The 25852-nt window shown below is 67.9% G+C and carries 21 protein-coding genes; 6 read left to right on the top strand and 15 right to left on the bottom strand.

Features of this window, described 5'->3' with window-relative positions; translation table 11 throughout:
- Positions 1–15: 15 nt before the first annotated feature.
- From LC041_RS05090 to LC041_RS05050, 9 genes are all read right to left on the bottom strand, one after another.
- The gene (locus LC041_RS05090) at positions 16–1530 is read right to left on the bottom strand and encodes a PucR family transcriptional regulator (protein WP_226531877.1); all 1515 of its coding nucleotides are present in this window, start codon (positions 1528–1530) and stop codon (positions 16–18) included.
- Entirely contained in the window at positions 1527–2555 is a 1029-nt protein-coding gene (locus LC041_RS05085) for an S-methyl thiohydantoin desulfurase domain-containing protein (protein ID WP_226531876.1), read from the bottom strand. Before LC041_RS05085 ends, LC041_RS05090 begins: the two co-directional genes overlap by 4 nt.
- Before the next feature lie 10 nt (positions 2556–2565).
- On the bottom strand, positions 2566–3684 hold the full coding sequence (locus LC041_RS05080) for a DUF917 domain-containing protein (protein ID WP_226531875.1): 1119 nt from the start codon (positions 3682–3684) through the stop codon (positions 2566–2568).
- Positions 3681–4781: a DUF917 domain-containing protein gene (locus LC041_RS05075; RefSeq protein ID WP_226531874.1), complete on the bottom strand. Its 1101-nt coding sequence runs from the start codon at positions 4779–4781 to the stop codon at positions 3681–3683. Before LC041_RS05075 ends, LC041_RS05080 begins: the two co-directional genes overlap by 4 nt.
- A 1-nt stretch (position 4782) precedes the next feature.
- Positions 4783–6330 carry a hydantoinase/oxoprolinase family protein gene (locus tag LC041_RS05070; RefSeq protein WP_226531873.1) on the bottom strand — a complete coding sequence of 516 codons (1548 nt, stop codon included), beginning with the start codon at positions 6328–6330 and terminating at the stop codon, positions 4783–4785.
- A 41-nt stretch (positions 6331–6371) separates the two neighbouring features.
- A complete protein-coding gene (locus LC041_RS05065; RefSeq protein ID WP_226531872.1) occupies positions 6372–7709 on the bottom strand; it encodes a purine-cytosine permease family protein in 1338 nt (445 codons plus the stop codon).
- A 201-nt stretch (positions 7710–7910) separates the two neighbouring features.
- Entirely contained in the window at positions 7911–9314 is a 1404-nt protein-coding gene (gene thrC / locus LC041_RS05060) for a threonine synthase (protein ID WP_226531871.1), read from the bottom strand.
- A 138-nt stretch (positions 9315–9452) separates the two neighbouring features.
- A complete protein-coding gene (locus tag LC041_RS05055) occupies positions 9453–10055 on the bottom strand; it encodes a response regulator transcription factor (protein WP_226531870.1) in 603 nt (200 codons plus the stop codon).
- Positions 10052–11248, bottom strand: a complete 1197-nt coding sequence (locus LC041_RS05050; RefSeq protein ID WP_226531869.1) for a sensor histidine kinase — start codon at positions 11246–11248, stop codon at positions 10052–10054. The genes LC041_RS05055 and LC041_RS05050 overlap by 4 nt, the downstream gene beginning before the upstream one ends.
- A gap of 154 nt (positions 11249–11402) precedes the next feature.
- Here LC041_RS05050 and LC041_RS05045 point away from each other — a divergent pair, with 154 nt between their 5' ends.
- From LC041_RS05045 to LC041_RS05030, 4 genes are all read left to right on the top strand, one after another.
- Positions 11403–11948, top strand: a complete 546-nt coding sequence (locus LC041_RS05045) for a small multidrug efflux protein (protein ID WP_226531868.1) — start codon at positions 11403–11405, stop codon at positions 11946–11948.
- Positions 11949–12031: 83 nt separating this feature from the next.
- Complete coding sequence (locus tag LC041_RS05040; protein WP_226531867.1) at positions 12032–12367, top strand: ArsR/SmtB family transcription factor; 336 nt, start codon at positions 12032–12034, stop codon at positions 12365–12367.
- The gene (locus LC041_RS05035) at positions 12367–13035 is read left to right on the top strand and encodes a cation diffusion facilitator family transporter (protein WP_226531866.1); all 669 of its coding nucleotides are present in this window, start codon (positions 12367–12369) and stop codon (positions 13033–13035) included. Before LC041_RS05040 ends, LC041_RS05035 begins: the two co-directional genes overlap by 1 nt.
- A gap of 32 nt (positions 13036–13067) precedes the next feature.
- Positions 13068–13976 carry an SDR family NAD(P)-dependent oxidoreductase gene (locus tag LC041_RS05030; protein ID WP_226531865.1) on the top strand — a complete coding sequence of 303 codons (909 nt, stop codon included), beginning with the start codon at positions 13068–13070 and terminating at the stop codon, positions 13974–13976.
- Positions 13977–13989: 13 nt separating this feature from the next.
- Here the strand turns inward: LC041_RS05030 and LC041_RS05025 are convergent, their stop codons facing one another.
- The 5 genes from LC041_RS05025 to LC041_RS05005 all read right to left on the bottom strand — a co-directional run bounded on the left by LC041_RS05025 (position 13990) and on the right by LC041_RS05005 (position 19246).
- Positions 13990–15273, bottom strand: coding sequence for a hemolysin family protein (locus tag LC041_RS05025; RefSeq protein WP_226531864.1), 1284 nt, complete (start codon positions 15271–15273; stop codon positions 13990–13992).
- Positions 15274–15367: 94 nt separating this feature from the next.
- The gene (locus LC041_RS05020; protein WP_226531863.1) at positions 15368–16384 is read right to left on the bottom strand and encodes a TerC family protein; all 1017 of its coding nucleotides are present in this window, start codon (positions 16382–16384) and stop codon (positions 15368–15370) included.
- 223 nt (positions 16385–16607) lie between these two features.
- Entirely contained in the window at positions 16608–17252 is a 645-nt protein-coding gene (locus LC041_RS05015; RefSeq protein WP_226531862.1) for a class F sortase, read from the bottom strand.
- Between the two features lie 75 nt (positions 17253–17327).
- Positions 17328–18590 (bottom strand): hypothetical protein, encoded by a 1263-nt coding sequence (locus LC041_RS05010; protein ID WP_226531861.1) that lies wholly within the window; start codon positions 18588–18590, stop codon positions 17328–17330.
- Positions 18591–18871: 281 nt separating this feature from the next.
- A complete protein-coding gene (locus tag LC041_RS05005) occupies positions 18872–19246 on the bottom strand; it encodes a hypothetical protein (RefSeq protein ID WP_226531860.1) in 375 nt (124 codons plus the stop codon).
- 354 nt (positions 19247–19600) lie between these two features.
- On the opposite strand from LC041_RS05005, the gene LC041_RS05000 reads away from it, so the two are divergent.
- Complete coding sequence (locus LC041_RS05000; protein WP_226531859.1) at positions 19601–19843, top strand: DUF4190 domain-containing protein; 243 nt, start codon at positions 19601–19603, stop codon at positions 19841–19843.
- 110 nt (positions 19844–19953) lie between these two features.
- Complete coding sequence (locus LC041_RS04995; RefSeq protein ID WP_226531858.1) at positions 19954–20118, top strand: hypothetical protein; 165 nt, start codon at positions 19954–19956, stop codon at positions 20116–20118.
- 98 nt (positions 20119–20216) lie between these two features.
- On the opposite strand, the gene LC041_RS04990 is transcribed toward LC041_RS04995, so the two are convergent.
- Positions 20217–25844, bottom strand: coding sequence for a DUF11 domain-containing protein (locus LC041_RS04990; protein WP_226531857.1), 5628 nt, complete (start codon positions 25842–25844; stop codon positions 20217–20219).
- Between the last annotated feature and the right edge of the window lie 8 nt (positions 25845–25852).

Here is a 25852-nt window from a genome sequence, read left to right as displayed (position 1 = left end):
TGAAGCGACCCGGACTCAGCGCGGCTGCACCGCGCGACAGGCCAGGTGCAGTGCCAGTCGCGCCTCCGGGTCGTTCATGTCGATCCCGAGGAGCTCCTGCACCCGCCGGATCCGCACGGCGATGGTGTTGCGGTGCAGACCGAGAGCCGTCGCGGTCGCGGCGATGCCCGACTCGTGATCGAGATACGCGGAGAGCGTGGTGAGCAGCTCCCCGCCGCCTTCCTGCAGCGGGGCGAGGAGCGATTCCGCCGCCGGCACGAAGGTGTCGTTGCCCGTCCAGGCCAGCAGCAGCTGCTCCAGACCGAGACTGTCCACCCGCACGAACCACCCGGTAGCCGACCGCGCCGCTGCGATTCGCGCCGCGTCCCCTGCCTCGTCCAGCGTCGCGGCGAGCCCTTCGGAACCGGCCTGCAAAGATCCGACGCCGGTCGCGACGGTGAAGTCCCGCAGGACGCTGAGGTGGAGCTCACGCAGTGCGGCCACGGCCCGCTCGACGCGATCCGGATCGGGGGCATCCGGGAACGTCAGCCACCCGCTCAGTCCTCGACCTGCCGTCGTGGCATGCGCCTCCGCATCGATCGCGCTGAGCCCGGCGCTGACGGAGCGCAGCAGCGAGAACGAGTCGAGCCGCCCCCTCGCCACCACGCGGAAGCCGAGATGATGACCGCTCGTGCGCCAGCCGCGCTCGATCATCCGCCGCTGGACATCGGCGTCTGCCGCCCCGTGCAGGTCGACGAAGTCGCGCAGCAGCCCGGACGACACCGCGACGTCGTTGACGGCCGCCACCTCGTCGATCAGGATGCGCGCGGCGACGGCGGGCATCGCGACCTCCGCCGCGACGGACAGGGACTGCAGCTGCGTCTCCCCGAGACCGCGCCCGAAGAGCACGAGTCGCAGACCGCTGCGTCCCGGGCTGTCGACCCGCACGGAAGCGGCAGCCGACTCGCCGTCACTCACCCGATCGAGCCACGAGTCGAAGCTGATCGCCGCATGCAGTCGCTCGTCGAGATGCGCACCCGCCTCCTGGAGCACGCCCGACGAGTCGATCAGTGCAGCACCGACCCCGAGATTGGCCGCGATGTGTCCGAGCAGATCGGTGAGATCGTCGGCGGCGTACTCGAAGGACTGCGCGACCTTGCGCACCTGGCTGAGCGTCAGGGCATCACGCGCCTCGATCAGCATCCAGCAGGCTTTGGCGAGCTGGATGGGGCGCTCGACGTCGAGCAGGCACAGCCCGATCCGATCCGCGAGGCGGAACGCACCCGCATCGAAGCCCTTCGCCCCGGAGACGGCGAGCCCGGTGAACCCACGATCCCGGAGCCGGCGCAGCATCGCGTCCTGCTGCCAGGTCGACGCCGGGGCGGCCGCGGTGATGATCGCGAGGCGCTCGGCACCGCTGTCGGTGAGTTCGGCTTCGCTCGCACCGACGGCGACCGCCTCCCACGCCGCACCCTGTGGTCCCGCGACCCACTGCAGGCCGCCGTTCTCCGCATGGGAGAGCAGCGCGCTCACGGGCAGCCGCGCGCTCATGCCGCGTCCAGATCGTCGAGGCCGTAGGCCGAGGGCAGCACTTTCGCACGACGTTCGGGCCGCGCGTTCCACCACGCGGGCGCCGGGATGGCGATGACCGCCACGTTCCGCGCAAGACGCAGCTCGGTGACTTCGAGGATCTCGCGAGACACCGCATCGATGACCACGATGATCGTGGGGGCCGACGCGACCAGGAGTCCATCGGTCAGCACCGCCAGGGTCTCCGAGCGGCTCACCACACGGTGGACCGCGCCACCCAGTCCGCTGATCTCGACGGCGTTCACATGAGGGTCCTGCGGCGACGTGGAGACCGAGACGATGCGTCCTTCGGCCAGCAGCTCGCCGCCGAGGGCATCCGCCAGGAGTGGGAGGGGCGCGGCCACGGATGCGAGATAGGCCCTGCCGAGTTCGAGCGCGTGCGCGAGATGCCCACCGATCGCATGTTCACGGAGGTCGCCGACCGTGAAGCCGCCGAGCACCGCGCAGCCGACGCCGCCCGCCTGGATGATCGCTGATCGCACGACCCGCTCAGCGTCGATCGCGCGGTGCGCCTCGACGAGCGCGACGCCTCCGGCGCCGGTGTCGCAGGCGAACACGAGCCCGGGAACCCGGTCGACGAAGAGCGACATCTGGTCCAGCCCCGGAACGGCACGGCCGGTGCAGTCCGCGTCCACCACGATGTGCGATGCGGCCAGCGTGAGCGGGGCGAGTCCGTTCATCCCGCCGCCTTCGAGCGAGCAGACCGCGGGGACGGGATGCCCGATCCACCGCTCCACCGCGTCCAGCAGGCGGGCGAAGGGCTCGGCGCCGGGGAGGCGCTCGCCGAGCAGCATCGTCGAGCCGACGAAGGCGACGCCGAGGCAGGGTGTCCGGGCGTCCAGAGAAGCGATCGGGGAGATCTCGATCGGCCCCTGGTCGGAACCGGCGAGCATCAGCTCGAGCATGGTCGTCGAGCCGCCACCGCCGGACCCGAGGAGGGAGTAGCCGCGGGCGAGCGCCGTGAGGTCCTCCCGCTGCAGCATCATGTGACCCAGCCTAGGGAGAAACGCCCTCACCCGCGGCGAGCGTCTCGACCGGGACGAAGTCCGCTGCGAGACCGAAAGCGGAGGGGCCGAAGGCGGCGAGCGCCTCGGGCGTGCGCATCATCCCCGGTGTGGAGATGCCCAGCACCCGCACGCGCTGCCCGTAGCGGAGACCCTCGGTCGTGATGGGCTCGGCCGTCTCGTGATCGACCACGCAGATGAGGTCGGGCACGATGGCCACGAGAGTCTCCCCGCGGTGGGCGGTGAGGTTCTCGTTCTGGAACGAGATCTCGAAAGTGTCGCCCTCCTCCGCGCCGAGGGGTGCGATCACCGCACGGCCTTTGGCGAACCCCTCGGTCGTGCGCCGTTCGACATCGATCACCTTGCCGACGCAGAGCTCCCGAAGGTGCGGGTAGAGCGTCGTCGTCAGCGTCGCCGCGATCGCCTCGAACGGTGAACGATGCTCCTCGCGGGCGAGACGGATCGCGCGGCCCAGTGCGAGGGCCATCGAGATCGTGCGCGGGACGGCCGTGCGCCGGACGTCGGCGCCGCTCATCGCGTACTCGGCGATATGACCGACGCCACCGAGACGGATCGTGATGCCGCGGGCGAGCCACTCCATCTGCCGGTCATCGTCTCCCGTGTCGATCACGACCTTCTCTCCGCGCTCCCCGGCGAGAGCGAGGGGCGACCCGTGCACGCCGTACACGGCGAAGGTCTCCATCGACAGCTCCGGGAACGCCCGGCCCATGCCGTCGGCATCCACCACCGGCAGACCCGTCTCGGCCGCGACGATGAGCGGGATCATCGAGTTGATGCCGCCGCACTCGATCGGCATCGTCGCATCGGCCTTCCGCCCGAGGTGCTCCTCGAGCGTGCGCAGGGCGAGCGTGGGCTCGGTGCCCGCCGGGATCTTCTCGACCATGACCGTTGGCGCACCCATCTGGGCGGTCGGGATGACGAAGAGGTCGTCGGCGAGGTCTTCCGGATCCAGGATCGTGATGCTCTGCTCGCCCAGCACGCGCTCGACGAGCATCTTGCCGATGTACGGATCGCCACCTCCGCCGGTGCCGAGCAGAGTCGCTCCTCGGGCGAGATCGGGGAGGTCGGCCGCGGTGAGCTGCCAGCTCATGCCGTCGCTCCCGCCGGCACGACACCGGTGGAGATGCTGCCGTCGAAGCGGTGCGCCGCCATGTCGTACCCGAAGTACCCCGGGCCGACCATGGCGAGGGCTGCCTCCGAATGCCAGCGCTCGTCGGCCGGAGCCGCGATCACCCGGACCCGCTGCCCGTACCGCAGCCCCTCGGTCGTGATCGGCTCGCCGGACTCGCCGTCGAGCACCATGATGAGATCGGGCGTGGTCGCGAGGACCGTGCCGTCGGCCTCGGCCACCAGGTGCTCGTTCTGGAACTGCAGGGTCAGCGAGCGGTCGGCGTCCCCGTCGATGCGGGCGCGCCCACGAGCGAAGCCGGTGGTGGTGGCCCGGTGCACGTCGACGACCTTCCCGTCGAACAGCTCTCGCCCGCCGAGGAGCCGGACGACCGCGTCGACCGGATCGGACTTCTCCTCGCGGGCCGTCGCGATGCGCTGCCCGATCTCGATGCAGCGGGACAGCGAACCCGCCACGAGCGACCCTCGCGCGGCTGTGCCGGACATCGAGAACCCGGAGATCATGACCGAGCAGCCCATCTCCACGCAGGCCACGCGGGCGATGCGCTCGGTCCACGAGTTGTCGGCCGTCTGCAGCACACCCGTGTTGCCCTTCTCATCGCTGAACGCGAGAGGCGATGCGGTCACGCCGTACAACGTCGGCAGCACCATCTGCAGCTCGGGGAACGCGCGACCCATGCCGTCGGCATCGACCAGCGGCAGTCCGAGCGCGGCCGCCGCGGCGATCGGGATCGTCGAGTTGACTCCGCCCACCTCCGCGCAGGCGATGTGGGTCACCGGACGGCCGAGGTGGACGCTGAGCGCCTTGACCGGCTCGATGACCTCGGCGAGGCTGGGGAGCTTCTCGACCATCACGGTCGGCGCGCCCATCATCGCGACGAACAGCACGAGCGCGTCGTCGGGCACCTCCTCGAGTCCGACGACCGTGACGTCACCGGAACTCAACGCCTGGCGGGCGAGGAGGGCACCGATGTACGGGTCCCCTCCGCCTCCCGTGCCGAGCACCGCGGCGCCGCGGGCGAGTCCGTCGATGTGCGCGGGAGCGATCGTCCAGCTCATGTCACGCCCCCATGTCGAGGTCGCCGACCGCCTTGACGCGGATGCGCGTCGCGTTGCCGGGAAGATACGGGATGGGCACCTCGTCGAAGTCGATGATCGCCACGGTCGACGGCTTGGCGCCCGCTGCGATCGCCTTGTCGACCGCCTCGGCGCGCACCTCGGCGAGCGTCTCGTCGCGACGCCCCGGCTCGATCGCGTAGACCTTGTCGATCTCACCGCCCACCTGGGCGATCGAGGCGCCGATGGCGTTCGCGACCGCGTAGTTCTCGGGACGATGCACGGTGCCGAACAGCGGCAGCTCGTCGGGGAGAAGGATCGAGCCTCCACCGACGGCGACCACCGCGATGGGCTCGGGCGAGGTGCGCATGCGGTCGACCGCCTCGGACACCCGCTCGGCGATGCGGGCGAGCACCCGCTCGACGAACACCGGGTCGAGGTGCGCGACCTTGCTCGCATCGCCCACCTGCGCACGTCCGGCCGCGACCGCGATGTCGGTGGCGGTCAGGGTCGATCCGCCGAACACCAACGCCTCCGTGGCCAGCTTGTACCCGACGGATGCCGGCCCCACCTCGGCCGTCTCCTCATCGACGATGCTCCCGCCGCCGATGCCGAGCGAGAGCACGTCCGGCATCCGGAAGTTGGTGCGGATGCCCGCGACCTTGACCTCGTTGGCGGTCTCCCGCGGGAATCCGTTGATCAGCAGCCCGATGTCGGCCGTGGTGCCCCCGACATCGATCACGGCGCAGTCGTCCAGACCGCTCGTCGCGGCTGCTCCGCGCATCGAGTTCGTCGGACCGGACGCGAACGTCGCGACCGGGTACCGGCGCACGTACTCCTCGTCCATGAGCGTCCCGTCGTTCTGGCTGAGGAAGATCGGCGCGTCGATGCCCTGGGCGCGGACGGCAGACGTGAGCCCATCGACGATCTCGGACGCGAGCTCGCGCAGCGCGGCGTTGATGATCGTCGCGTTCTCGCGTTCCAGCAACCCGATGCGTCCGATCTCGTGCGACAACGAGATGGCGGCATCCGCCCCCAGCACCTCTACGACGATCTCGGCCGCTCGCACCTCGAGGTCGTGGTTGACCGGGCTGAAGACCGAGGAGATGGCGACCGAGCGGATGCCGTGCGCCTTCATGTCTTCGGCGTGTGCCCGGATCTCGTCCGGGTCGAGAGGCGAGATCGGCCGACCGTCGAACTCGTAGCCACCGTGGGCGAGATAGCTCCGCGCCTGCGTCGCCTCCACCAGCACCTCGGGCCAGTCGATCAGCGGCGGCAGGGCTCGCGTCGCGGGGAGCCCGAGACGGAGTGCCGCGACCGGTGCCAGACGACTCGCCTGCACGAGCGCGTTGATGAAGTGCGTCGTGCCGATCATGACGGCGTCGATGTCGGCGCCCTCGAACGCATGCCCCGCCCGCAGGTCCTCGATCGCCTGGATGATGCCGCTGGTGACATCGGGGGTGGTCGAGTGCTTCACGCCCGCGAGCGTGCGGGTGCCGTCCATGAGGACTGCGTCGGTGTTGGTGCCGCCGACGTCGATGCCGATGTGCATGATTCTCGCTTTCCTGTGGTTCTTGTCTGACTCGGCGCGGCTCAGGCCGTGGCTGTCTCTTCGACCGGGCGCGCGTGCCGTGTGTTCGCGACACCCACTCCGCGGACCCAGCCGAGCTTGCCCGCCACGATGTAGAGCGCCATCGAGAGGAAGAGGCTGAGCAGCGACGGGATGCCCCACGTGACGAAGTAGCCGACGAGCGCGGACACCAGCCACACGACGATCGTCGCGGGAACGATGCGCGGCGCGGTCGCCGGAAGGGTACCCGCCTCGCGGGTCGCGTCGAGCTCAGGACGCCAGCGGCGCACCACGTAGTACTCGGCGACCATGATGCCGGCGATCGGAGGGAACGCGACGCTGAGCACGATCAGGAACTCCGTGAACTGTCCGAGGATGCCGACCGCGGCCAGGATGGACCCGACGACACCCAGCACGATCGTCGTCGTGACGCGATGTAGGTTCTTGCCGAACGCCGTCGAGATGAAATTCACCAGGCCGAGGGTCGACGAGTACAGGTTCCAGTCGTTGATCTTCAAGGTGCCGGTGAGCACGATGAAGAGTCCGATGAAGCCGACCGACGACGTCACGATCGCGACGATGTCTCCGGTCGCAGCCGCGTGAGCCAGCAGGACACCGGCGAGTCCGATCACGAACTCACCGAGCGAGACGCCCAGGACGGTCTGCTTGACGACGTCGGCGCGCGAGCGGTTGAAGCGGGTCATGTCACCGGTGATGATCGCGCCGACGATGAGTCCACCCGCGACGATGCCGGTGCCGGCCCAGACGCTCATCGTCGGTCCGGGTGCGGGCCCCGTGAGCAGCTCGCCGATGTCGTGCCGACTGAGCTCGGAGATGACCGACCAGCCGACCAGGATCAGGAACAGCGGCACCGTGATGTTCGCTAGCCACTGCATGCCGACGAAGCCGAAGGCGACGATCGCGGTGACGGCGAGACCGAAGATCAGGCTCCACGCCCAGACCGGCAGCGCGCCGGGCATCAGGGCGTCGAGCGACTGCGCCGAGATGGCGGACTGGATGCCGAACCAGCCGATGAGGCTGATCCCGATCGCGAGCCCCACGAGAGAGGCACCGATCTCGCCGAAGCCGGTCCAGCGCGCGAGCAGAGCGGTGTTGAGGCCCTCACGCTGGCCGATGAAGCCGACCACGCACATGATGACTTCGAGGATGATCGAGCCGAAGAGGAAGGCGAGGACGGCCTCGCCGAAAGTCATGCTGTAGCCGAGAGTCGCGCCGAGGAGGAACTGCGAGAGGGCCGAGACCTGCCCGAATCGCTGCACGGCGATTCCGAACCAGGGTTTGCGGGCCTCGGGCGTCACTCGGGAGAGCGCGAAGTCGTCTGGATGCGCCGTGCGTGCCATGAGGATCCTTCGGGAGAGGGAACGGGTTGTGCGCCACAGTAGCTACGCCCCACACTCGTCTCACATGTGCAGATCGCACGAACCTCGCTTATGGATGTGCAGATCGCACACGTCGACGCCCCCTCCTCGCGTCCACACCCCCGTAGGCGCACGCTGCGCAGAGGGGGTGTCGACGGGCAGAGGGGGCGTCGACAGTAGAGGTCAGCGCAGCGCGTTCTCCTCGATGAACGCGCGGAGTGCGTGCTCGTCGTCGGGCATCTCGGTCACGTGCTGCGGGGCGTCGAGCATCTCCTGCAGCTCCGGCGCGTAGCCGAGCTCCACACCGAGCGCCTCCTGGATCGTCTCGGCGAACTTCTCGGGTTTCGCGGTCTCGAGCACGAGCATGGGCACACCGGGCTCGACGTACTCCCGCGCGACCTTGACGCCGTCGGCCGTGTGCGGGTCGATGACCTCGCCCGTCGTCTCGTACACCGAGCGGATGGTCGCCAACCGGTCCTCGTGGGTCGAGGTGCCGCTGACGATCCCGAACTCCTCGAGGAAGCGCTCCTGATCCGCGGAGAAGTCGAAGAAGCCCTGCTCGTCGAGCTCCCGCCAGGCGCCGACGACGCGATGCGCATCACGGCCGACCAGCTCGAAGATGAAACGCTCCAGGTTCGACGCCTTCGAGATGTCCATCGACGGGCTGGAGGTGGCAAGCGTCTGAGCAGCGCTGCGCGGGCGATACACACCCGTTCGGAAGAACTCGTCCAGCACGTTGTTCTCATTCGCCGCGAGCACCAGGCGGCGGATGGGCAGACCCATCTGCTTCGCGAAGAAGCCCGAGAGGATGTTGCCGAAGTTGCCGGACGGCACCGTGAAGGAGAGCTCGGTCCAGCCCCCCGCATCCGTCGCCCGCAGCCACGCCCAGAAGTAGTAGACCGTCTGCGCCGTGATGCGTGCGAGGTTGATGGAGTTCACCGCACCGAGGTGCTGGGTGCGCTTGAAGTCGAGGTCGCCGGCGAGCTTCTTGACGAGATTCTGGCAGTCGTCGAAGACACCCTCGACGGCGATGTTGTGCACGTTCGCTTCGTCCAGCGAGAACATCTGCGCGCGCTGAAACGCGCTCATGCGACCCTGCGGCGACAGCATGAACACCGCGACGCGCTCCTTGCCACGGAGCGCGTGCTCGGCCGCCGACCCGGTGTCTCCCGACGTGGCACCGAGGATGTTGAGCACCGATCCCTTGCGCTCCAGCGTGTACTCGAGCACCTGCCCCAGGAACTGCATCGCCATGTCCTTGAACGCGAGAGTCGGCCCCTCGGAGAGTCCGACGAGGGTGAGTTCCTCGTCGATCGTCCGCAGCGGCACGACACCGTCGGGGAAGTCGGCGTACGCAGCGGATGTCATCCGGGCCAGGTCGGCGCGGGGGATGTCGGTCGCGAACAGCCCGAGCACCTCGGTCGCGAGCTGCGGATAGGTCAGTGCCCGCCAGCGCTCGAGCGTCTCGCCGTCGACGGTCGGCATGGTCTCCGGCACTGCGAGGCCGCCATCGGGCGCGAGGCCCTCCAACAGCGTCTCGCTGAACGACTGCGGCTGCATGCCGCCGCGGGTGGAGATGAACTGCACGTTGGCTCCTCGGCTCGGGACTCGGCACGTCCATTCTCGCAGGGTGTTCCCGGTCGGGATGACGGGATGACGGACACCACGATCCCGCGCCTCATCTCGGGGCGAGCAGGCGCCGGAGGTGCGATGAGGTATCGGCGATCAGATCCAACCGCGCTCCTCGGCGGTGAGCACGGCCTGCTGGCGGGTGTCGACGCTGAGTTTGCCGAGGATCACGGAGATGTGGTTGCGCACGGTGCCGGGCGCGAGAGCGAGGGACCGCGCGATCTGGCCGGTGGTCTCCCCGCGCCGCCCCGCCCGCAGCACGTCGAGCTCGCGATCCGTGAGAGGAGAGCGCTCATCGCTCAGAGCGTCCGCCGCGATCTCCGGATCCACGTAGCGGGCTCCTGCCGCGACTCGGCGGATGACGGCGGCGACCTCGTCCGCACCCCGGGACTTCGGCAGGAAGCCGGAGACGCCGGATGCCAGGGCTCGCCGCAGCACACCTGGACGGGCGTGACGGGTGACCACCACGCAGCGCGTCGGGATCGCACGGTGTAGCCTCTCGGCGACCTGCACCCCATCCAGACCGGGCATCTCCAGATCCAGCAGACACACGTCGGGTTGCAGGCGCAGAGCCTCGGCGACAGCCTCCTCGCCGTCGGCGCACTCTGCGACGACGTCGATGTCCGCCTCGAGTCGCAGCAGCGCGGCGAGTGCGGAGCGGATCATCGCCTCGTCGTCGGCGAGCAGCACGCGGATCATCGTCCCTCCTCCGGCTGCGACGGGACGGTCACGACGACCGCGAACTCGCCGGCGTCGCGACGCACCTCCAGAGAGCCCTGCGCCTCCTCGATCCGCCGCCGAACCCCCTCGAGGCCCGACCCGTCGTGCTCGACCGTCGCTCCGGGCGCCCTGTCGTTCGCGATCTCGTATCGCCAGAAACCTCCGACCCGCGCCAGCACCAGCCGAGCGCGGCCGCCGCCCCCGTGGCGCAGCACATTCGTCGTCGTCTCGCGGATGACCGGTCCCAGCGCGGAGCCCGGTGCGGCATCGGCATCCGCGTCGATTACGGCCTCCACCGCGAGCCCGGCCGCGGTCAGGAGGTCTCGCGCATTGGCGAGCTCATCGCCGAGCGGAACGGACCGGAAGCGGGTCGCGAGGTCCCTGGTCCCCTGTCGCGCCTCGTCGACGCTGAGCCGGGCGGCCCGGAGCTGTTCCCTCCCGGCCTCGGCATCGGTCGGCAGCAGCCGCTCCGCGAGTTCCAGCTGCAACGCGATGACCTGGAGGTGATGCCCCTGCAGGTCGTGCACGTCGGTCGCCACCCGCAGGCGCTCCTGCGTCGCGGCGAGCTTGGCCTCCGAGGCACGGGCCCGGTCGAGCGTGACCAGGACATCCCACCACCAGAGCGAACTCACGGTCATCGCCGGCAGCAGGACGGCATACACGGCGGGCAGCCACACCGGGAGGCTCGTGTCGCCCCTCGCAGTGGAGTCCACCGCCGTCAGGGCCACGAGCAGCAGCGTCGCCGCACCGGCCACCCGCACCCGGATCCCGCGCGGCCATCTCAGGAGCACGAAGAACTGCGCGACCGGCATGGCCACGAGCGCCCAGCTACCGACCACCGATCCCGCCACCGCCCCGTACGCGACCGCCACCAGGAAGGGCACGGCCAGGCGCCCCCACGCGACACCGGGGCCGGCGTCGATGCGGCTGCGGTAGTCGGCGAGCAGCAGCATGGTCGAGGCGCACCAGAGCACGCCACCGATCGCGACCACGAGGATCGTGCCCCCGCGCACGTCGACGGCGGCCGTGACACCGGTCCACGCGGCGACCAGCATGAGCTCGAAGAACACCACGGCACTCGCGGTGTACCACCAGGTGGCGGTGATGCCCCTGGCGAGCTGGCGGGCGCCGGGCATCGGCTCGGCGGCAGGCGTCGTGGGGACGGAACTCACGCTCCCACGATAGAGGCGTGACACATGTCACGGGATCACCGTGCGAACCGCAGGGGAACAGGTGACGGGCCGACACTGCCGCCGCGGATGCTCCTCGACTGGACTGGGATCATCGCGGCGGAGACACCGCTCGCACCGACAGCAGGGAGCCCCCATGAACCTCATCGAGACCTTCCAGAACCTGGTCGCCCAGGTCCCCGAGTTCGTGCAGCCGCTCATCGTCGCCCTCGCCGGCGCGATCCCCTTCATCGAGGGCGAGGGCGCGGTGAGCATCGGGATCCTCGGCGGTATCCCTCCGGTGGTCGCGGCAATCGCCGCGATGGTCGGCAACTTCCTCTGCGTCGCGGTGCTGGTGCTGGCGAGCTCCGGTGCACGTCAGGCGGTCGTGAACCGCTCGCGCGCCAGAACGGCCGCCCTCGCCGGCGGCGGCACGACGGAAACGGCCGCGGTGGTCGAGGCCGCCGACTCCGGGCGCGGTTCCGCCCGCAAGGAGAAGTTCCAGCGCGCCTTCGAACGCTACGGCGTGCCCGGCGTCAGTCTGCTCGGACCGCTCCTGCTGCCGACGCAGTTCACCGCGACGATGCTCGCAGCCTCCGGCATCGGCAAGGCGCGCATCCTCTTCTGGCAGGCCATCGCCATCATCGGCTGGACGACCGTCGTCGCGGTGATCGTCGGCGGCGCGGTCTACGCGATCCGCTGACCGCTGACGTCGGGAGGCGCCGTCGTGCCCTCTCTCTTTGTTCATGATTTCCTGAATTCATCATCTTCTGTATCATCGAGCACGTGACAACCGCTCTCGCCTCCCTGTCCCACACGTCCGCCGTCGCTCGCCTGGGACATGCGCTCTCCGATCCCACCCGTGCCGGCGTGCTCCTGGCTCTGCGCGAAGCCCCCCGCTACCCCGCCGATCTGGCGGAAGCCCTCGGTGTCTCCCGCCAAGCCCTGTCGAATCACCTCGCCTGTCTCCGCGGCTGCGGGCTCGTCGAGAGCGTGCCGGACGGCCGCCGCAGCAGCTATCGACTGGCTGACCGCCACCTCGCGCCGGCCCTCGACATGCTCCTGCGTGTCACCCTCGTCGTCGAACCGGACTGCTGCTCGGGCGACGGATGCACCTGCTGATGTCGTCGACGCTCCCCGACTCGCGTCGGGAGATTCTGCATCGTCGCATCCGCCTCATCGTCGGCATCACGATCGGCTACAACGTGGTCGAGGCAATCATCGCGATCACGGCGGGGGCGGTCGCATCGTCAGCGGCTCTCATCGGCTTCGGGCTGGACTCGACGATCGAGGTGCTCTCCGCAGCCGCCGTCGCGTGGCAGTTCACCCGCCGCGACCCGGAACGCTGGGAGAAGCCGACCTTGCGGGTGATCGCCGTGGCCTTCTTCGCCCTCGCGATCTACGTCACCGCGACCTCCGCGATCGCGCTGCTCACAGCCGAGCGCCCGGAGCACAGCACGATGGGCATCATCCTCACAGCGGTCAGCGTCGCGATCATGCCCTTCCTCTCCCTCGCCGAACGCCGCGCGGGTCGAGAACTCGGATCGGCGACAGCGGTCGCGGACTCGAAACAGACCCTCATCTGCACGTACCTTTCCGCCGCCGTCCTGATCGGCCTGGTCGCCAACTCGCTGCTCGGATGGTGGTGGGCGGATGCCGTCGCCGGACTCGTGATCGCCGCCTTCGCCGTGCGCGAGGGCATCGAAGCCTGGAAGGGCGACGCCTGTGTCACCTCGATCGGAATGCTCCTCGAGGACGGGGACGAGCACGAGACTCATCGCGACGACTGACCGCTGACGTCGTCGGCACGTAGGTTGGGGGGATGGATGCCGCTCCCCTCACACCTGCCGAAGACCTGCGCGGCCGCACGGTGCTGGTCACGGGCGCGAATGCGGGCATCGGCTACTGGTGCGCCGAGCAGCTGGCCGCTCGCGGAGCGCGCGTGCTGTTGGGCTGTCGCTCACCCGAGCGCGCGCAGACCGCGGTCTCCGCGATCCGCAGCCGAGTGCCGGAGGCGGACCTGCGCGCCTCGGTGCTCGACCTCGGCTCGCTCCGCAGCGTGTCCGACGCAGCCGCCGGCGTGGACGAACGGCTCGATGCGGTGATCTGCAACGCCGGCGTGAAGGCGGCCGATCCTGCCGCGCGCACGAGCGATGGCTTCGACCTCATGGTGGGCACCAACTTCCTCGGCCACTTCGCCCTCGCGGCGCAGCTCGAACCGCTCTTCGCACCGGATGCCCGCGTGGTCGTGGTCGGCTCGATCGCGCACCGTTTCGCGCAGCTCGATCCCGCGACCCTCGATGACCCGTGGACCGGATCCTCCCTGCGGCAGTACGGACGGTCGAAGGCGTCCTTGATGGCCTTCGCCTTCGAGCTCGCTCGGCGCTGGTCGGACTCTTCCCGGTCGGCGGTCGTCGCGCACCCGGGCTACGCCGTCGACCCGCTCACGCCGCCGCGCCCGGGCCTCGCCGAAGTCCCCGGTTTCGTCCGCGCCCTGACCGCCCCCACGCGGGTGCTCGTGCAGGGCAAGGACGGCGGAGCGCTGCCGATCGTGCACGCGGCGACCTCGGCGGAGGTGGCGAACGGCGACTATTGGGGCCCTGGTGGACTGCTCGAATTCCGTGGGGAACCACGGCGAGTGACCGCCTCGGACGACGTCCGTACCCCGGCAACGGGAGCCGGGGTATGGACGGCCGCCGAGCGCCTCACGGGAGTGCGCTTCCCGATGTGATCACGGTCGCGGATCACTCCTCGGAGGACTCCCGGATCTCGTGCGGTGTGACCCGCACTCGCGAGATGCGACGACGGTCGAGCGCCATGACTTGGATCGACGCACCAGGCACCTCGACGGTGTCACCGACGACCGCGAGACGCCCCAACTGCTCGGTCACGAACCCGGCGATGGTGTCGGACGAGCCGCGCGGCATCGCCAGTCCGGTCACCTCCTCGAAGTCCTGCAGGTTGAGACGACCGTCGAGCCCCTCTTCCGCAGAGAAGTACTCCTCGGCGTCGTATTCGTCGAAGATCTCCCCGACGACCTCCTCGACGAGATCCTCCAGGGTGACCAGGCCATCCGTGCCGCCGTACTCGTCGACGACGACCGCGATGTGGTGCCCTTCGGCCCGCATCCGGGTGAGAGTGGGCAGCACCCGGGCGCTGGAGGGGATGTACGGGATGTCGCGCACGAGTGCGCTCAGAGGACGAGCAGGATCGTCCGCTGAGGCCTCGAACAGGTCTCTCACGTGGACGAAGCCGGTGATGTCGTCGATCGACGTGTGGGAGACGGGGTACCGCGAGTACGGAAGATCTCGCACCTGGGTCAGCGCCTCACCGACGCTGGCGACCTCATCCAGCGCCACCATCTCCGGGCGCGGTCGCATGACCTCACTGACCTGGCGGCCCCTCAGCGAAAGCACATCGTCGAGGATCCGACGCTCGTCTTCGGGCAGCCCCTGGTGGCTTGCGACGATGTCGCGCACCTCCTCGTCGGTCATCTCATCGCTCGTCTTCTGAGGGTCGCCGCCGAGCAGTCGCACCAGGGCGTCGGTCGACACCGACAGCAGCCAGATGACCGGTCGCATGACCACCGCGAACCCGTTGAGAGCGGGGGCCACGGCATACGCGAACTGGGCGTTGCGCTGGATCGCGAGCCGCTTGGGCACGAGCTCTCCGAGCACGAGCGACAGGTAGGCGATCACGAGGGTGAGCACGACCGTGGCGATCGTGAGGGAGAGCGCGGGGGCGAGCCCCCACGACTCGAACACCGGCGCCAACGACGGAGCGATCGAGGTGGCTCCGTAGGCGGCCGAGGCGAATCCGGCGACCGTCACTCCGATCTGCACGGCCGAGAGGAAGGTGTTGGGGTTGCGGGCGAGTGACGCGACCTTCGCCCCACGACGACCCCGTTGCCCGATCGCGTTGATCTGACTCTCACGGAGCGTGACCAGAGCCATCTCCGTCGCAGCGAACACACCGCCGATCAGCACGAACGCGAAGACGAGGGCGATGTTCCAGAGCAGATCGCCCATCAGCGGGCCGCCTCGTCTGTGGAGGGGTGAGCGCCCGGGATGAACCGGGCGCTCGTACTGTCAGAGTCCGAAGAGTCAGAACAGCGCTGCGCGCTCAAGAGTGCTCCTTGTTGGTCGGTGTTGCGGTGGTGCCGGAAGGCAGGGGCTTGGGGTCGTTGCGTGTCTTGAGGAGGCTGGCGACGGTGGCGACCGCGATGGTCGCGCCGATGAACAGCAGGGAGAACCAGATCGGGATCTCCGGCGCCCACTCGACGCCCTGGCCGCCGTTGATGAACGGCAGCTCGTTGACGTGCAGCGCGTGCAGGACGAGCTTGACGCCGATGAATCCGAGGATGACGGCAAGTCCCTGAGCGAGGTAGACCAGACGCTCCAGCAGTCCACCGATGAGGAAGTACAGCTGACGCAGACCCATGAGCGCGAAGGCGTTCGCCGTGAAGACGATGTACGCCTGGTCGGTGAGGCCGTAGATCGCGGGGATCGAGTCGACCGCGAACACCAGGTCGATGAATCCGATCGCGATGATCGTGAGGAGCATCGGCGTGACGAAGCGCTTGCCGTCCTTCACCACCGTGAGCCGGTCGCCGTTGTACTCGTCGCTGACGGGCAGATGACGGCGGACGAACGTCATGAATCGCCCGTTCGCCGGGTTGCTCTCATGGTTGCTGAAAGCCTGACGATAGGCGAGCACGAGGAGCAGCGCGCCGAACAGGTAGAAGATCCACGAGAAGTTCTCGATGAGCGTCGCGCCGATGGCGATGAAGATGCCTCGCAGGACCAGCGCGATCACGATGCCGATCATCAGCACCTTCTGCTGATACTTCTTCGGCACGGCGAAGCCCGTCATCACGATCAGGAAGACGAAGAGGTTGTCGATCGACAGCGCCTTCTCGGTGAGATAGCCGGCGAAGTACTCGCCGCCGAACGTCCACCCGGAGAAGACGCCGATCCCGACGCCGAACAGCAGCGCGAGACTGATGTAGAAGATCGACCAGCGCGCCGACTCCGCGATCGTCGGCTCGTGCGGCGTGCGCACGTGCGCGAAGAACTCGTACACGAAGAAGGCGATCGTGATCACGATCGTGATGATCCAGATCAGCGGGGTGATATCCAAATGAGGGCTCCAGACTCGGGGTACGACCGTACCGCCAAAGTCTTCTCCATTCCGTGAACAGGAACCGGTGGTCCGGGATGCGACGTGCATCCGTAATGACGACCCCACCGTGTCGGAGTACTCCCCTTGGGAGATCCCAGATTACGAGGACATGCTTTGGCATTCCTGTGGATTGGCCGGGAACACAGGGATCCAGTGACGTCGTCACGGCGTCAGCCCGATGTCACCAGGCAGGCTCTGCGTAAAACGCATCGACGTCGAGGTGGCTGTCGCCGACGAACTCTCCGGAGCACGTCACCCCGAACACTCGCTCTTCGCCTGTCGCATTGAAAAAGCCGTGCTCCACGGCGACCGCAGGAAACTCTTCGTCCTTGTCGATCGAGAGGAAGAGCTCCGTGACCTCATATTCGCAGCGGCTTCCATTGTCCATCTCGAACCAAAAGCGCGAACCCTTGGATACGTCTTCACCGAAGGTCTCGGTGAAGACGGCAGAGTCGTCTGTGTAGGTGTGCCCCTCGATGAGGATGTTGCCATGCCCGGACCCTGGTTTCCACCCGGGCTCGTACCATCCGATCGTGTCCTTGCTGGTCGGAGGGGCGAGTGCGCCTTCCGCGTCCAGACCAACGCGCTCGATCGCGGCATCGACGTCGAGGTCTGGCCAGACGAAGTGCACGGGCTCGCCCTCACGGCACACGTCAGTCGACTGGTCGGGCGACTTCGACTCGACAGGCGAGATCTTGTCTCGCGCCGGCACAGTACCGACGACCGGCTCCGGGGCGCACGCGGTAAGGAACAGACACGATCCCATCGCCGCGACCTTGATCCCTCCGCCCAGCACGACACGAAGTCGGCGTGCGCGACCACTCACGCCCACTTCTCTCACGACCTCCGTCGTCATCACAGGAAGGACCCGAGAGGAATGCGCCTCGCGAGTCGCCTCGCGCTAGTCACCGGCCCCTCCTGTCTGGGGAGCAATCGGGAGCGGCATCGTCGGAGTCTCCATCGGCTCGGGGTCCTCAGTCGGAGTCTCCGTCGGAGCCACAACCGCGTTGGTCACCTCGCACGCGGTCTCGGCTGCAGTGGTCCCGTCGTCGTACAAGGCGCGGAAAGAATCCGTGCCGTCGCCACAGTCGATCGACTCTAGTGCGTAACCAGGGGCGCCCTGCTCCGAGACAGTGTACGTGACGCCGGGATCGACATCGATAACGACCGTGGGAGCCTCGTCCGTGAGCACGACCTCACGGCTCGATGCGTCTGATCCAGTGACGGTGACAACGAACTCCCAGGGTTCCGCTCCACCCGTTACAGTCTTGGTCACGGCCAGTTGGCTGGCCGCCGGAACCACTTCGAAGTTCTCGATTCCCACGGTGGGGAAGACGCCGGGGTCGAACGCGCTGTCTGCGAGCTCATCCCAATAGTAGATAGAGAAGCCACGCACGGCCGTCGCCGCAGAGAACGTCGCGTGGTTGTCGATATCGCCCGAATCCGTCAGGCCGCCGCGTCCTCCGACCGGCGCGTCGGCGGTGTGCACGTAGGAAACTCCGCCAAGGCTCGACGAGGTCAGGTCACCACCGAGCGCAACAACCGGAGCAACACCGGTCCCCGGTTCCGCAGGCGCACCGCTCCAGAGTTCGAACCCGACAGCGTCCTGATAGAGGTCTACCTGGTAGTCGATCGGAAAAGCATCGTTGTACTGAACTCGAAACGAGTCGATGTCCGTCAGCGTGACACCGGCGGGAATAGTGACCAGTTCGTTGAAGGCGAAGTCGTAGCGCACATAGTTGCCCAGCGTCCCCGCGTTGTTCGCGCCGATGGAACCGATGTTCAGCGTGAGCCCCGATGTCTCATGGCATCCGTTTGCCGGCGTCCCGACGTTCCCCAAAATGTCGGTGGTGCTCAGACAGTCGCCCGGCAGCGGCGTGCCAGGGTTCTCGAGGTCGGCGACCGCGCCCGCGGCGAGGAGATTCAGGTTGCCCAGCGACGACCCGATCCGTCCCTGTGCCTCAGCTGTTCCGACCTCCGAGTAGCTCACCGTCACCGTGAGACCGTTGCCGAGATCGGCCACAGCGCCGCTCACTCCGGTGCCGCCCTCCGCATCAAGGGGATAACCAGCAGCGCCGTTCCACGAGCCCCCGGTGAAGTCAACGGCGACGGGCGTGGACGCAGCCGCGGTGGGCGCGGTCACGAGCGCGAGCGCAACAGCCATTGCGCCTCCGCCTGCGGCCCAGCGAGTGATTGCTTTGTTCATGATGAGTCCCCCATCAGATTCGACGTCTTATAGGCACGATCCACGTTGTCACTGCGGCCATCGGAAACCCGAGGGGTTGCCGCTCCTCGATGTCGAGGATGCCCACAGGGGCCGTGCGCCCCACCCACAAGACCCCATTCGGTCATCATCATGACGTGAATCTGCGCGATCCTTTCAACATTTCTGCGAGTTCCCCTTCCGCGCCCGACGCGTCGTCTCTCGACAGTCCGCAAGCCGTGCTAGTGCCCGCTCAGTGCGTGCGCGTTCTCTGCACCCTGGACTCCACGGGGGTGCAGCGTCATCGTCCCGACACTCGGGGCTGCGCGTCGCGCGCGTCTGAGGGCGAAGCGGCTCACCAGCGCGACGGTCGCGGCCGCTGGGAGCGCCGCGGCCGCCACCGCCATCAACCACACGTGCCCCGTGAAAAACGCGCAGCAACTCAGCAGAAGCCCGGTGAACCACGCTCCGACGCTGATGCCAACCGCTTCCGGATGATCCACCACGCCGGCGACACCGACGGCGACAGCCCCGATGAGCGCGACAGTAAGGCCCGCATACCCGAGGCCCCCGTAGAGAGGTGCGAGATCGTTCCAGATGCTGAGTGTCGAGATCATGTGTGGCCTTCCAGGGAGCGGTGTCAAGCGCGTGGTCACTTGGAAGACGCCCGAGAGGGCGAATCATGACGCGACTGACCGAAACTCGTCAGCCGCACCGTCACCGCAGCCGATCGGTTGCTCAGGCCCTCGACCCAGAGTTCTGGTGTCTCGCGTCATGCTCCGCGATCTCGCCGGTCTCTAATGCAAGACCATCGAAAACTACCTCGGGCCGAGAGGAAGCACATGACCGAACACCGCCACTCCGGCACCACCGGGCGCCTTCGAACAGCGAACCGTCGCTCACCCGCGCACGGTGCAGAGCCCCAGCCGGATTTGCACCCTCGTTCGGCGTCGTCCGCGCCCGTGGCTCACATGACCTTTCCCACCGCTCGCATGAACCCTCTCTCGACGGTATCCCTCGTCGCGGGCATCATCTCGCTCGCGCTTCCGCTCCTAGGCTCCATCGTCGCGCTCACCACGGGGTACCTCGCACGACGCGACATGGTGAGCCTGCGTCAACGCGGTCGACAACGAACCGCGTGGGGCATAGCCCTCGGCTGGGTAAGTCTCGCGGTGTGGATCATCGTGCCCGTGATCGTCTGGGCGCAGCGATGAAGAGCACTGCTGCGATAGCCGCGAACCGTGTCTTCCTCAACCCGCGGGCGCTCGAGAGATTTCGCCGCCGAACCGGTCGTTCTGTGGCTCAAGTCCTTCACGAGGCGCAGATGGATGCCCACGAATACAAGGCGCGCATTCACCGCCTGGGGTTCGAACGGGGAGAGGCCAAACGACTTGCCCTCGCGCTGGACACCACCGTCCGCGAGCTAGCGACGGCCAGCACCGTGCTCGCGACCGCCGAGAGGCTTCGGCACAGCCGCGACAGCCAGTAGCTATCCGCTCTTCTCCGGTACAACCCGGACTCGAGCCGGAACGGCGGAGTGGGTGCGAGGGCCATCAGGACCCACCCACCCACTCAGCCGTCATGGCGTCAGAGGGATTCGAGCTGCTCCTCACGACGGCGACGCACAGCGAGCCAGGCGCCGAGGCCGAGAAGCAGCGTGCTGAGCGCGGCCGCGCCGATCGCGGCGACTCCACCGGTCGTCGCGAGATCCGACGTGATCACCCTCGTGACCGTGTCGCAGTCGTCATCCGTCGACCCGGCCGGGCAGTTGGCGCCGGTTCCCTCGGGCGTCGTGACCACGTTGCGGAACTCACCCGCGCGCTCCAGCGTGACGGTGTAGGTGACCGTCACGCTCTCGCCCACGTCGAGCGCGCCCTCCCAGGACAGGACAGGGGCCTCGTACGCGGCCCCTCCGGTGGCGGACCCCTTGTAAGAGCCGAGGCGCAGAACGTCGGTCAGGTCATCCGTGAAGGACGCGGGCCGCTCCTGCGTGTACGGCACCTGGCCGGTGTTCGTCACCGTGATCGTGAAGCGCACGTCGTCGCCCACCACGGCCTGCGTGGCGGACACCTCCTTGAGCACACGGAACGTCGCCACCGGGGTCTCCGTGACGCAGCCGTCGTCATCTGTGCATGCACCGCCCGGCCCATCGGCGGCCACCGCATTGAACAGCAAGCCATCCCCGGTCATCGGCTGGTTGACGGTCACGGAGTAGCTGACGGTGACGGTTTCGCCGACTGCGAGCGCACCGCTCCATGACAGTTCGTCGCCGCTCACGACCGCTCCTGCCGAGGCGTCGTCGTTATAGGTCGCGTCGTCGAGCACGCCCGACAGGTCGTCGACGAACGATGCGGGGTTTTCGTCAGAGTACGGAACCTGACCGATGTTCGTGACGGTGACTTCGTATGTCACCTCGCCGCCCAGAGTGATGTCTTCGACGTTTGCGATCTTCTCCACGGAGTAGGAGGCGACCGCGGTCTCGGTGACGCACCCGCCGTCGGCGCATTCGCCACCGGGCGATGACGGAGCCACCACGTTCCGCAGCACGAAGTCGCCCTCCACCGGGTCATCCACCGTCACGGAGTACGTGACCTGCAGCGTCTCGCCGATCGCGAGCGGACCCGACCACGTCAAGACATCTCCGTCGATCTCGCCGCCCGCGGAGACGTCGTCGTTGTACACCGCATCATCGAGCACTCGCGAGAGGTCATCGACGAAGGATGCAGGGTCTTCATCGGTGTAGGCGACCGCTCCGGTGTTCTCGACGGTCACGGTGTAGGTGACGACCTCACCGGGGAGTGCGGTCGTCGGCTCCACCGTCTTCGCGATCGAGAAGGAAGCCGCGGGCACGATCGAGATGCAGTCGGGATCCGTCGAACCGGGCGCGCAGTTCCCGCCGGTTCCCGGTGGCGTCACGACGGCGTTCTCGAGGATGCTGTCGCCCGTCGCCGGGTCGTTGACCGTCACAGAATAGGTGACCGTCACGGTCGCGTCCACATCCAACGCACCGGACCACGCGAGCTCCGGTGCCGTGTAGGCGACGCCGGTACCCGTGCTGCTCTGCGCATCACCGTTGTACACCGCGTCATCGAGCACCTCGGAGAGATCATCCGTGAAGGAGGCGGGCTCACCCGCGGTGTAGGCGACCTCGCCGATGTTCGTCACGGTGATCGTGTACTCGATCACGTCGCCCGGGACGACCTCGGTCGTCGTGGTCGACTTCTCGACCGCGAACGAGGCAACGAGCGTCTCGGTCTCACAGATCCCGTCGCACTCGCCTCCGGGGCCGGTCGGCGTGACGACGTTGCGCATCGCGAAGTCGCCGACGATCGGATCGTCCACGGTCACCGAGTACGACACGGTGACCACCTCACCGACGCCAAGCGCGCCCTCCCACGTGAGGGTGTTCCCGGTGACGACTCCACCGCCGGTCACGTCGTCGTTGTAGACGGCGTCATCGAGCACGCCGGACAGGTCGTCCTCGAAGCTTGCCGGGTCCGCCTCGGTGTACGCCACCTCACCCGTGTTCGTGACGGTCACGGTGTAGGTGATGACATCGCCCGGGAGCGCGGTCTCGGAGCTGGTCTCCTTCGTGACGGTGTAGGACGCGACGTCCGTCGTCGTCTCGCAGTCGCCCTCAGACACGCACGAACCACCCGGAGCCGTCGGCACCACGGCATTCAACAGCTGCTGGTCACCGGTCGCCGGGTCGTTGACCGTCACCGAGTAGGTGACGGTCACCACCTGATCCACCGCCAGCTCTCCCGACCAGGTGAGGATTCCTGCGTCGACCGAACCACCGGCCGACACATCGTCGTTGTAGGTCGCATCGTCGAGCACACCCGACAGGTCGTCCTCGAACGAAGCGGGCGACGCGTCCGTGTAGTCGGTCGCGCCGGTGTTCGTGACGGTGACGGTGTAGGTGACGATGTCGCCAGGCATGACCTCCGCGACATCCGCCTCCTTCGTCACCGCGAACGACGCGACCGGCGTCTCTGTCACACAGGCCGTCGCGCACTCCCCTCCGGGAGCATCGGGCACGACAGCGTTCGTGAGCACCAGGTCGCCCGTTGTCGGGTCGTTCACCGTTACCGAGTACGTGACGGTGAGAACCTCGCCAACGTCGAGGGCACCGGCCCAGGAGAGGACGCCGCCGGCAACCGAGCCACCCGCAGAGACGTCGTCGTTGTAGACCGCATCGTCCAGCACGTCGGCGAGATCATCCGTGAAGGTCGCGGGATCCGCATCCGTGAACGCCACAGCACCTGTGTTCTCCACCGTCACCGTGTACGTGACCGTGCCGCCGGGGGCGACCTCATCAACGCCCGCCGACTTCGTCACGGTGTATGCCTGGATCGGCGTCGTGGTGCACTCTGGGCTGCCGGGCACGCACGGCTCGGGGGTTTCGCCCGGCGGCACGAGGAAGTTCGTCGCCACGCTGTTCCCCTGCGCGCTCTGCTCGTTGACGGTGACCGTGTAGGTGACCACGGCGGTAGCGCCGCCCGCGATCGTCCCCCGGATCTCGAGGACATCATCCGTCGGGCCTGCGACCGTCACCGACGACGTGTCGGACTCCGGCGCTCCGGTCAGGGTCGCGTCGTCGAGCACATCGGCGAGCAGGTCGTCGCGCAGCACGTCGACCTCGGTCGATCCCGTGTTCTCGATCGTGATCGAGTATTCGAGCTCGGTTCCCGCCACCACGGGAGTCTCAGAGGCCACCACCGACTTCACATAGGAGATGCCCGTGATCGGGGTGCTCGTGCAGTTCGGCTGCTCGTCATCCGCCGGGGTGCAGACCCCGCCGGGTGGCGGTTCCTCACCGGGCGGCAGGAGGAAGTTGGTCGCGACGCTGTCGCCGCGCTCGCCGTCCGCGTTGACGGTCACCGTGTACTCGACGGTGTAGACCTCACCCACCGGGACCGAGCCGGAGATGAGGATCTGGTCGCCGACGAGTGCGACCGTCAGCCCGTCAGCGGAGACCGGACCCGACGTCACGGACGCGTCGTCGAGCACGTAGGTGAGATCGTCGACCGCGTCGACCGTTGCGGCGGTCTGACCGTCGTTGTCGAAGTAGAGGGTGTACGTGATGGTGGAGCCGGCGACGACCGGGTCCGACGATGCTGACGCACTCTTCCATTGCGACAGCGCTGCTCCCGGTACCTCCACGACGTCGCAGGACGGAGCGCCCGGAAGCGTCGCGCTGGCCGGTACGCACGCTTGGTTCCTCAGGATCTGATCGCCGTCTCCGGTGTACGTCACCGAGAACGTGATCACCACTTGGTCGCCCGCAGCGAGCGGCCCCTCCCAGACCAGGTCGTTGCCGGTGCGCGTCACCGTGCCGGTAGAAGCGGAGAGCGATGCATCATCGAATGTCGCGTCGTCGAGCACGTCGGTGAGATCATCGGTCGCGGTGGCGGGAGCCGTTGCCGTGTAGTCGCCCGGCCCTTCGTTCGTGACCGTGATCGTGTAGGTGAGCTGCTCACCGACCGCCGGGAGTTCGGTGCTGTCTGCCGACTTGTCGATCGTCAGCCGAGGAAGCTCGAACTGCACGACCGCGCAGGGCTCGCCGGTCACCGGATCCACGCCGTCCACGGCCGGGTCGCAGGCCGGCGGCGTGGTGACCCCCGGATCGCCCGGACGCCAGGTGACGTTGCGGACTTCGCCGTCGCCGCCGGACTCCAGAGTCACGGAGTAGGTGATGTCCACGGACGCGCCGGCGGCGAGCGCACCGGACCATGACAGCAGCGGAGCGGCGTAGCCGAGGTCCCCCGTGACGGTCGCGGCAGCGTCGTCGTTGTAGGTGGCGTCGTCCAGAACGCCGGAGAGGTCATCGAAGACGACCGCAGGGTTCGCCTCGGTGAAGTCGCCCTCGCCGGTGTTCGTCGCGGTCACGGTGTAGGTGATGACATCGCCGGGGCGTGAGTCGGCGGTGGCATCCGATGACTTCTCGAGCGTCAGCGCGAGGTCGCAGGTGATCGCCGTGTCAGAGTCGTTCTCCGGCACCGGATCCTCTTCGTTGCCGAGGACCGTGGCCGTGTTTTCCAGACACGTGCCGGCGGCGACGTCGGTATCGGCCTCGATCTGGAACGTCGCGGACTCGCCGGGTGCCAGGCCGCCACCGCTGATGGTGACGACATTGCCATCGTACGAATCGGAGAAGTCGCCGATGACCTCAGGATTGCTCAGTCCTGCCGGAAGCGTGTCGGAGACGGACCAGCCGCTCGAGAATCCTGCGCCGTTGTTCGTGACGGTGATTTCGTAGCTGATGCGGTCGCCGGATTCGAACGTGGCTGAGGCAGTCTTCGAGACCTCGAGATCAGCGGGGAGGCCGGGAATCGAGGTGCCGTCGTTCAGGCTCGAACTCGGTCCTGCGACGGTGTTGACCACGCGGAACGTCGGCGTCGCGGTCGCGCCGTCGACGATCTCCAGCTGCACGACGTTTCCCGTGGCGTTCGCGGAGAATCCGAGGTTGCCGTTGCCGAAGTTCCAGACTCCGCCGTATCCACCGGTCGTCGTGGGCATGACGCCGGGGAACACGGTGATGCCGCCCGTGGTGACGTTGATCCGGCGCAGATCGCCGGCGTTGTTGGCGCCCCAGGCGAAGCCGTCTGCGAAAGCGAAGTCCTGCACGTCGGGCTGCTGTCCGAAGTCGAGGGTGCTCACCACAGCACCTGTAGCGACATTCAGAGCCAGCATTGTCGTGTTGGGTGCCGAGTCGGAGATGTAGTACAGCCCGTCGGCGGGGTTGAAGGCCCCCGAGTAAAATCGGGTCGAGCCCCCGGGGTGGGTGTATACGGTCGAGCCGATCCGTGTGACGACCCCGCCCTCGGCAATGCGGACGAGGGAACCGCGCGGAATCCCCGGCGTGAACGTGTTCGTCACCATGCCGTACATGTAGTTGTCTGCGGGGTTGAACGCGATCGCGTTATAGCCGACGGCGGCCGGGCCGCCCTCGTTGCTGAAGGCGAAAGAGCCGTCGCCGGTGGTCTCGGCACGCTGCATCTGCGACGGGTCGCCTTGCGCGATGAAGACGACTGGGGCTGCAGGATCGAACGGGTCGCCCGGCGCTGCGAAGGCCGAGGGAGCACCGCCCAGCGGACTCACCGCCGACAGGACACCCGCGACGAGAGCTCCGACGGTTGCGGCTACGGTGAGCCGTCTCGGCTTGCGTATCTTGCGTTCTCTGCGATTGTTTCCTTGCACGCGCGCGGTCATCTCGGCCT

It is taken from the genome of Microbacterium paraoxydans, from assembly GCF_020524545.1.
Lineage (GTDB): Bacteria > Actinomycetota > Actinomycetes > Actinomycetales > Microbacteriaceae > Microbacterium > Microbacterium paraoxydans_C.
This window is presented reverse-complemented; position numbering and strand designations above follow the sequence as displayed.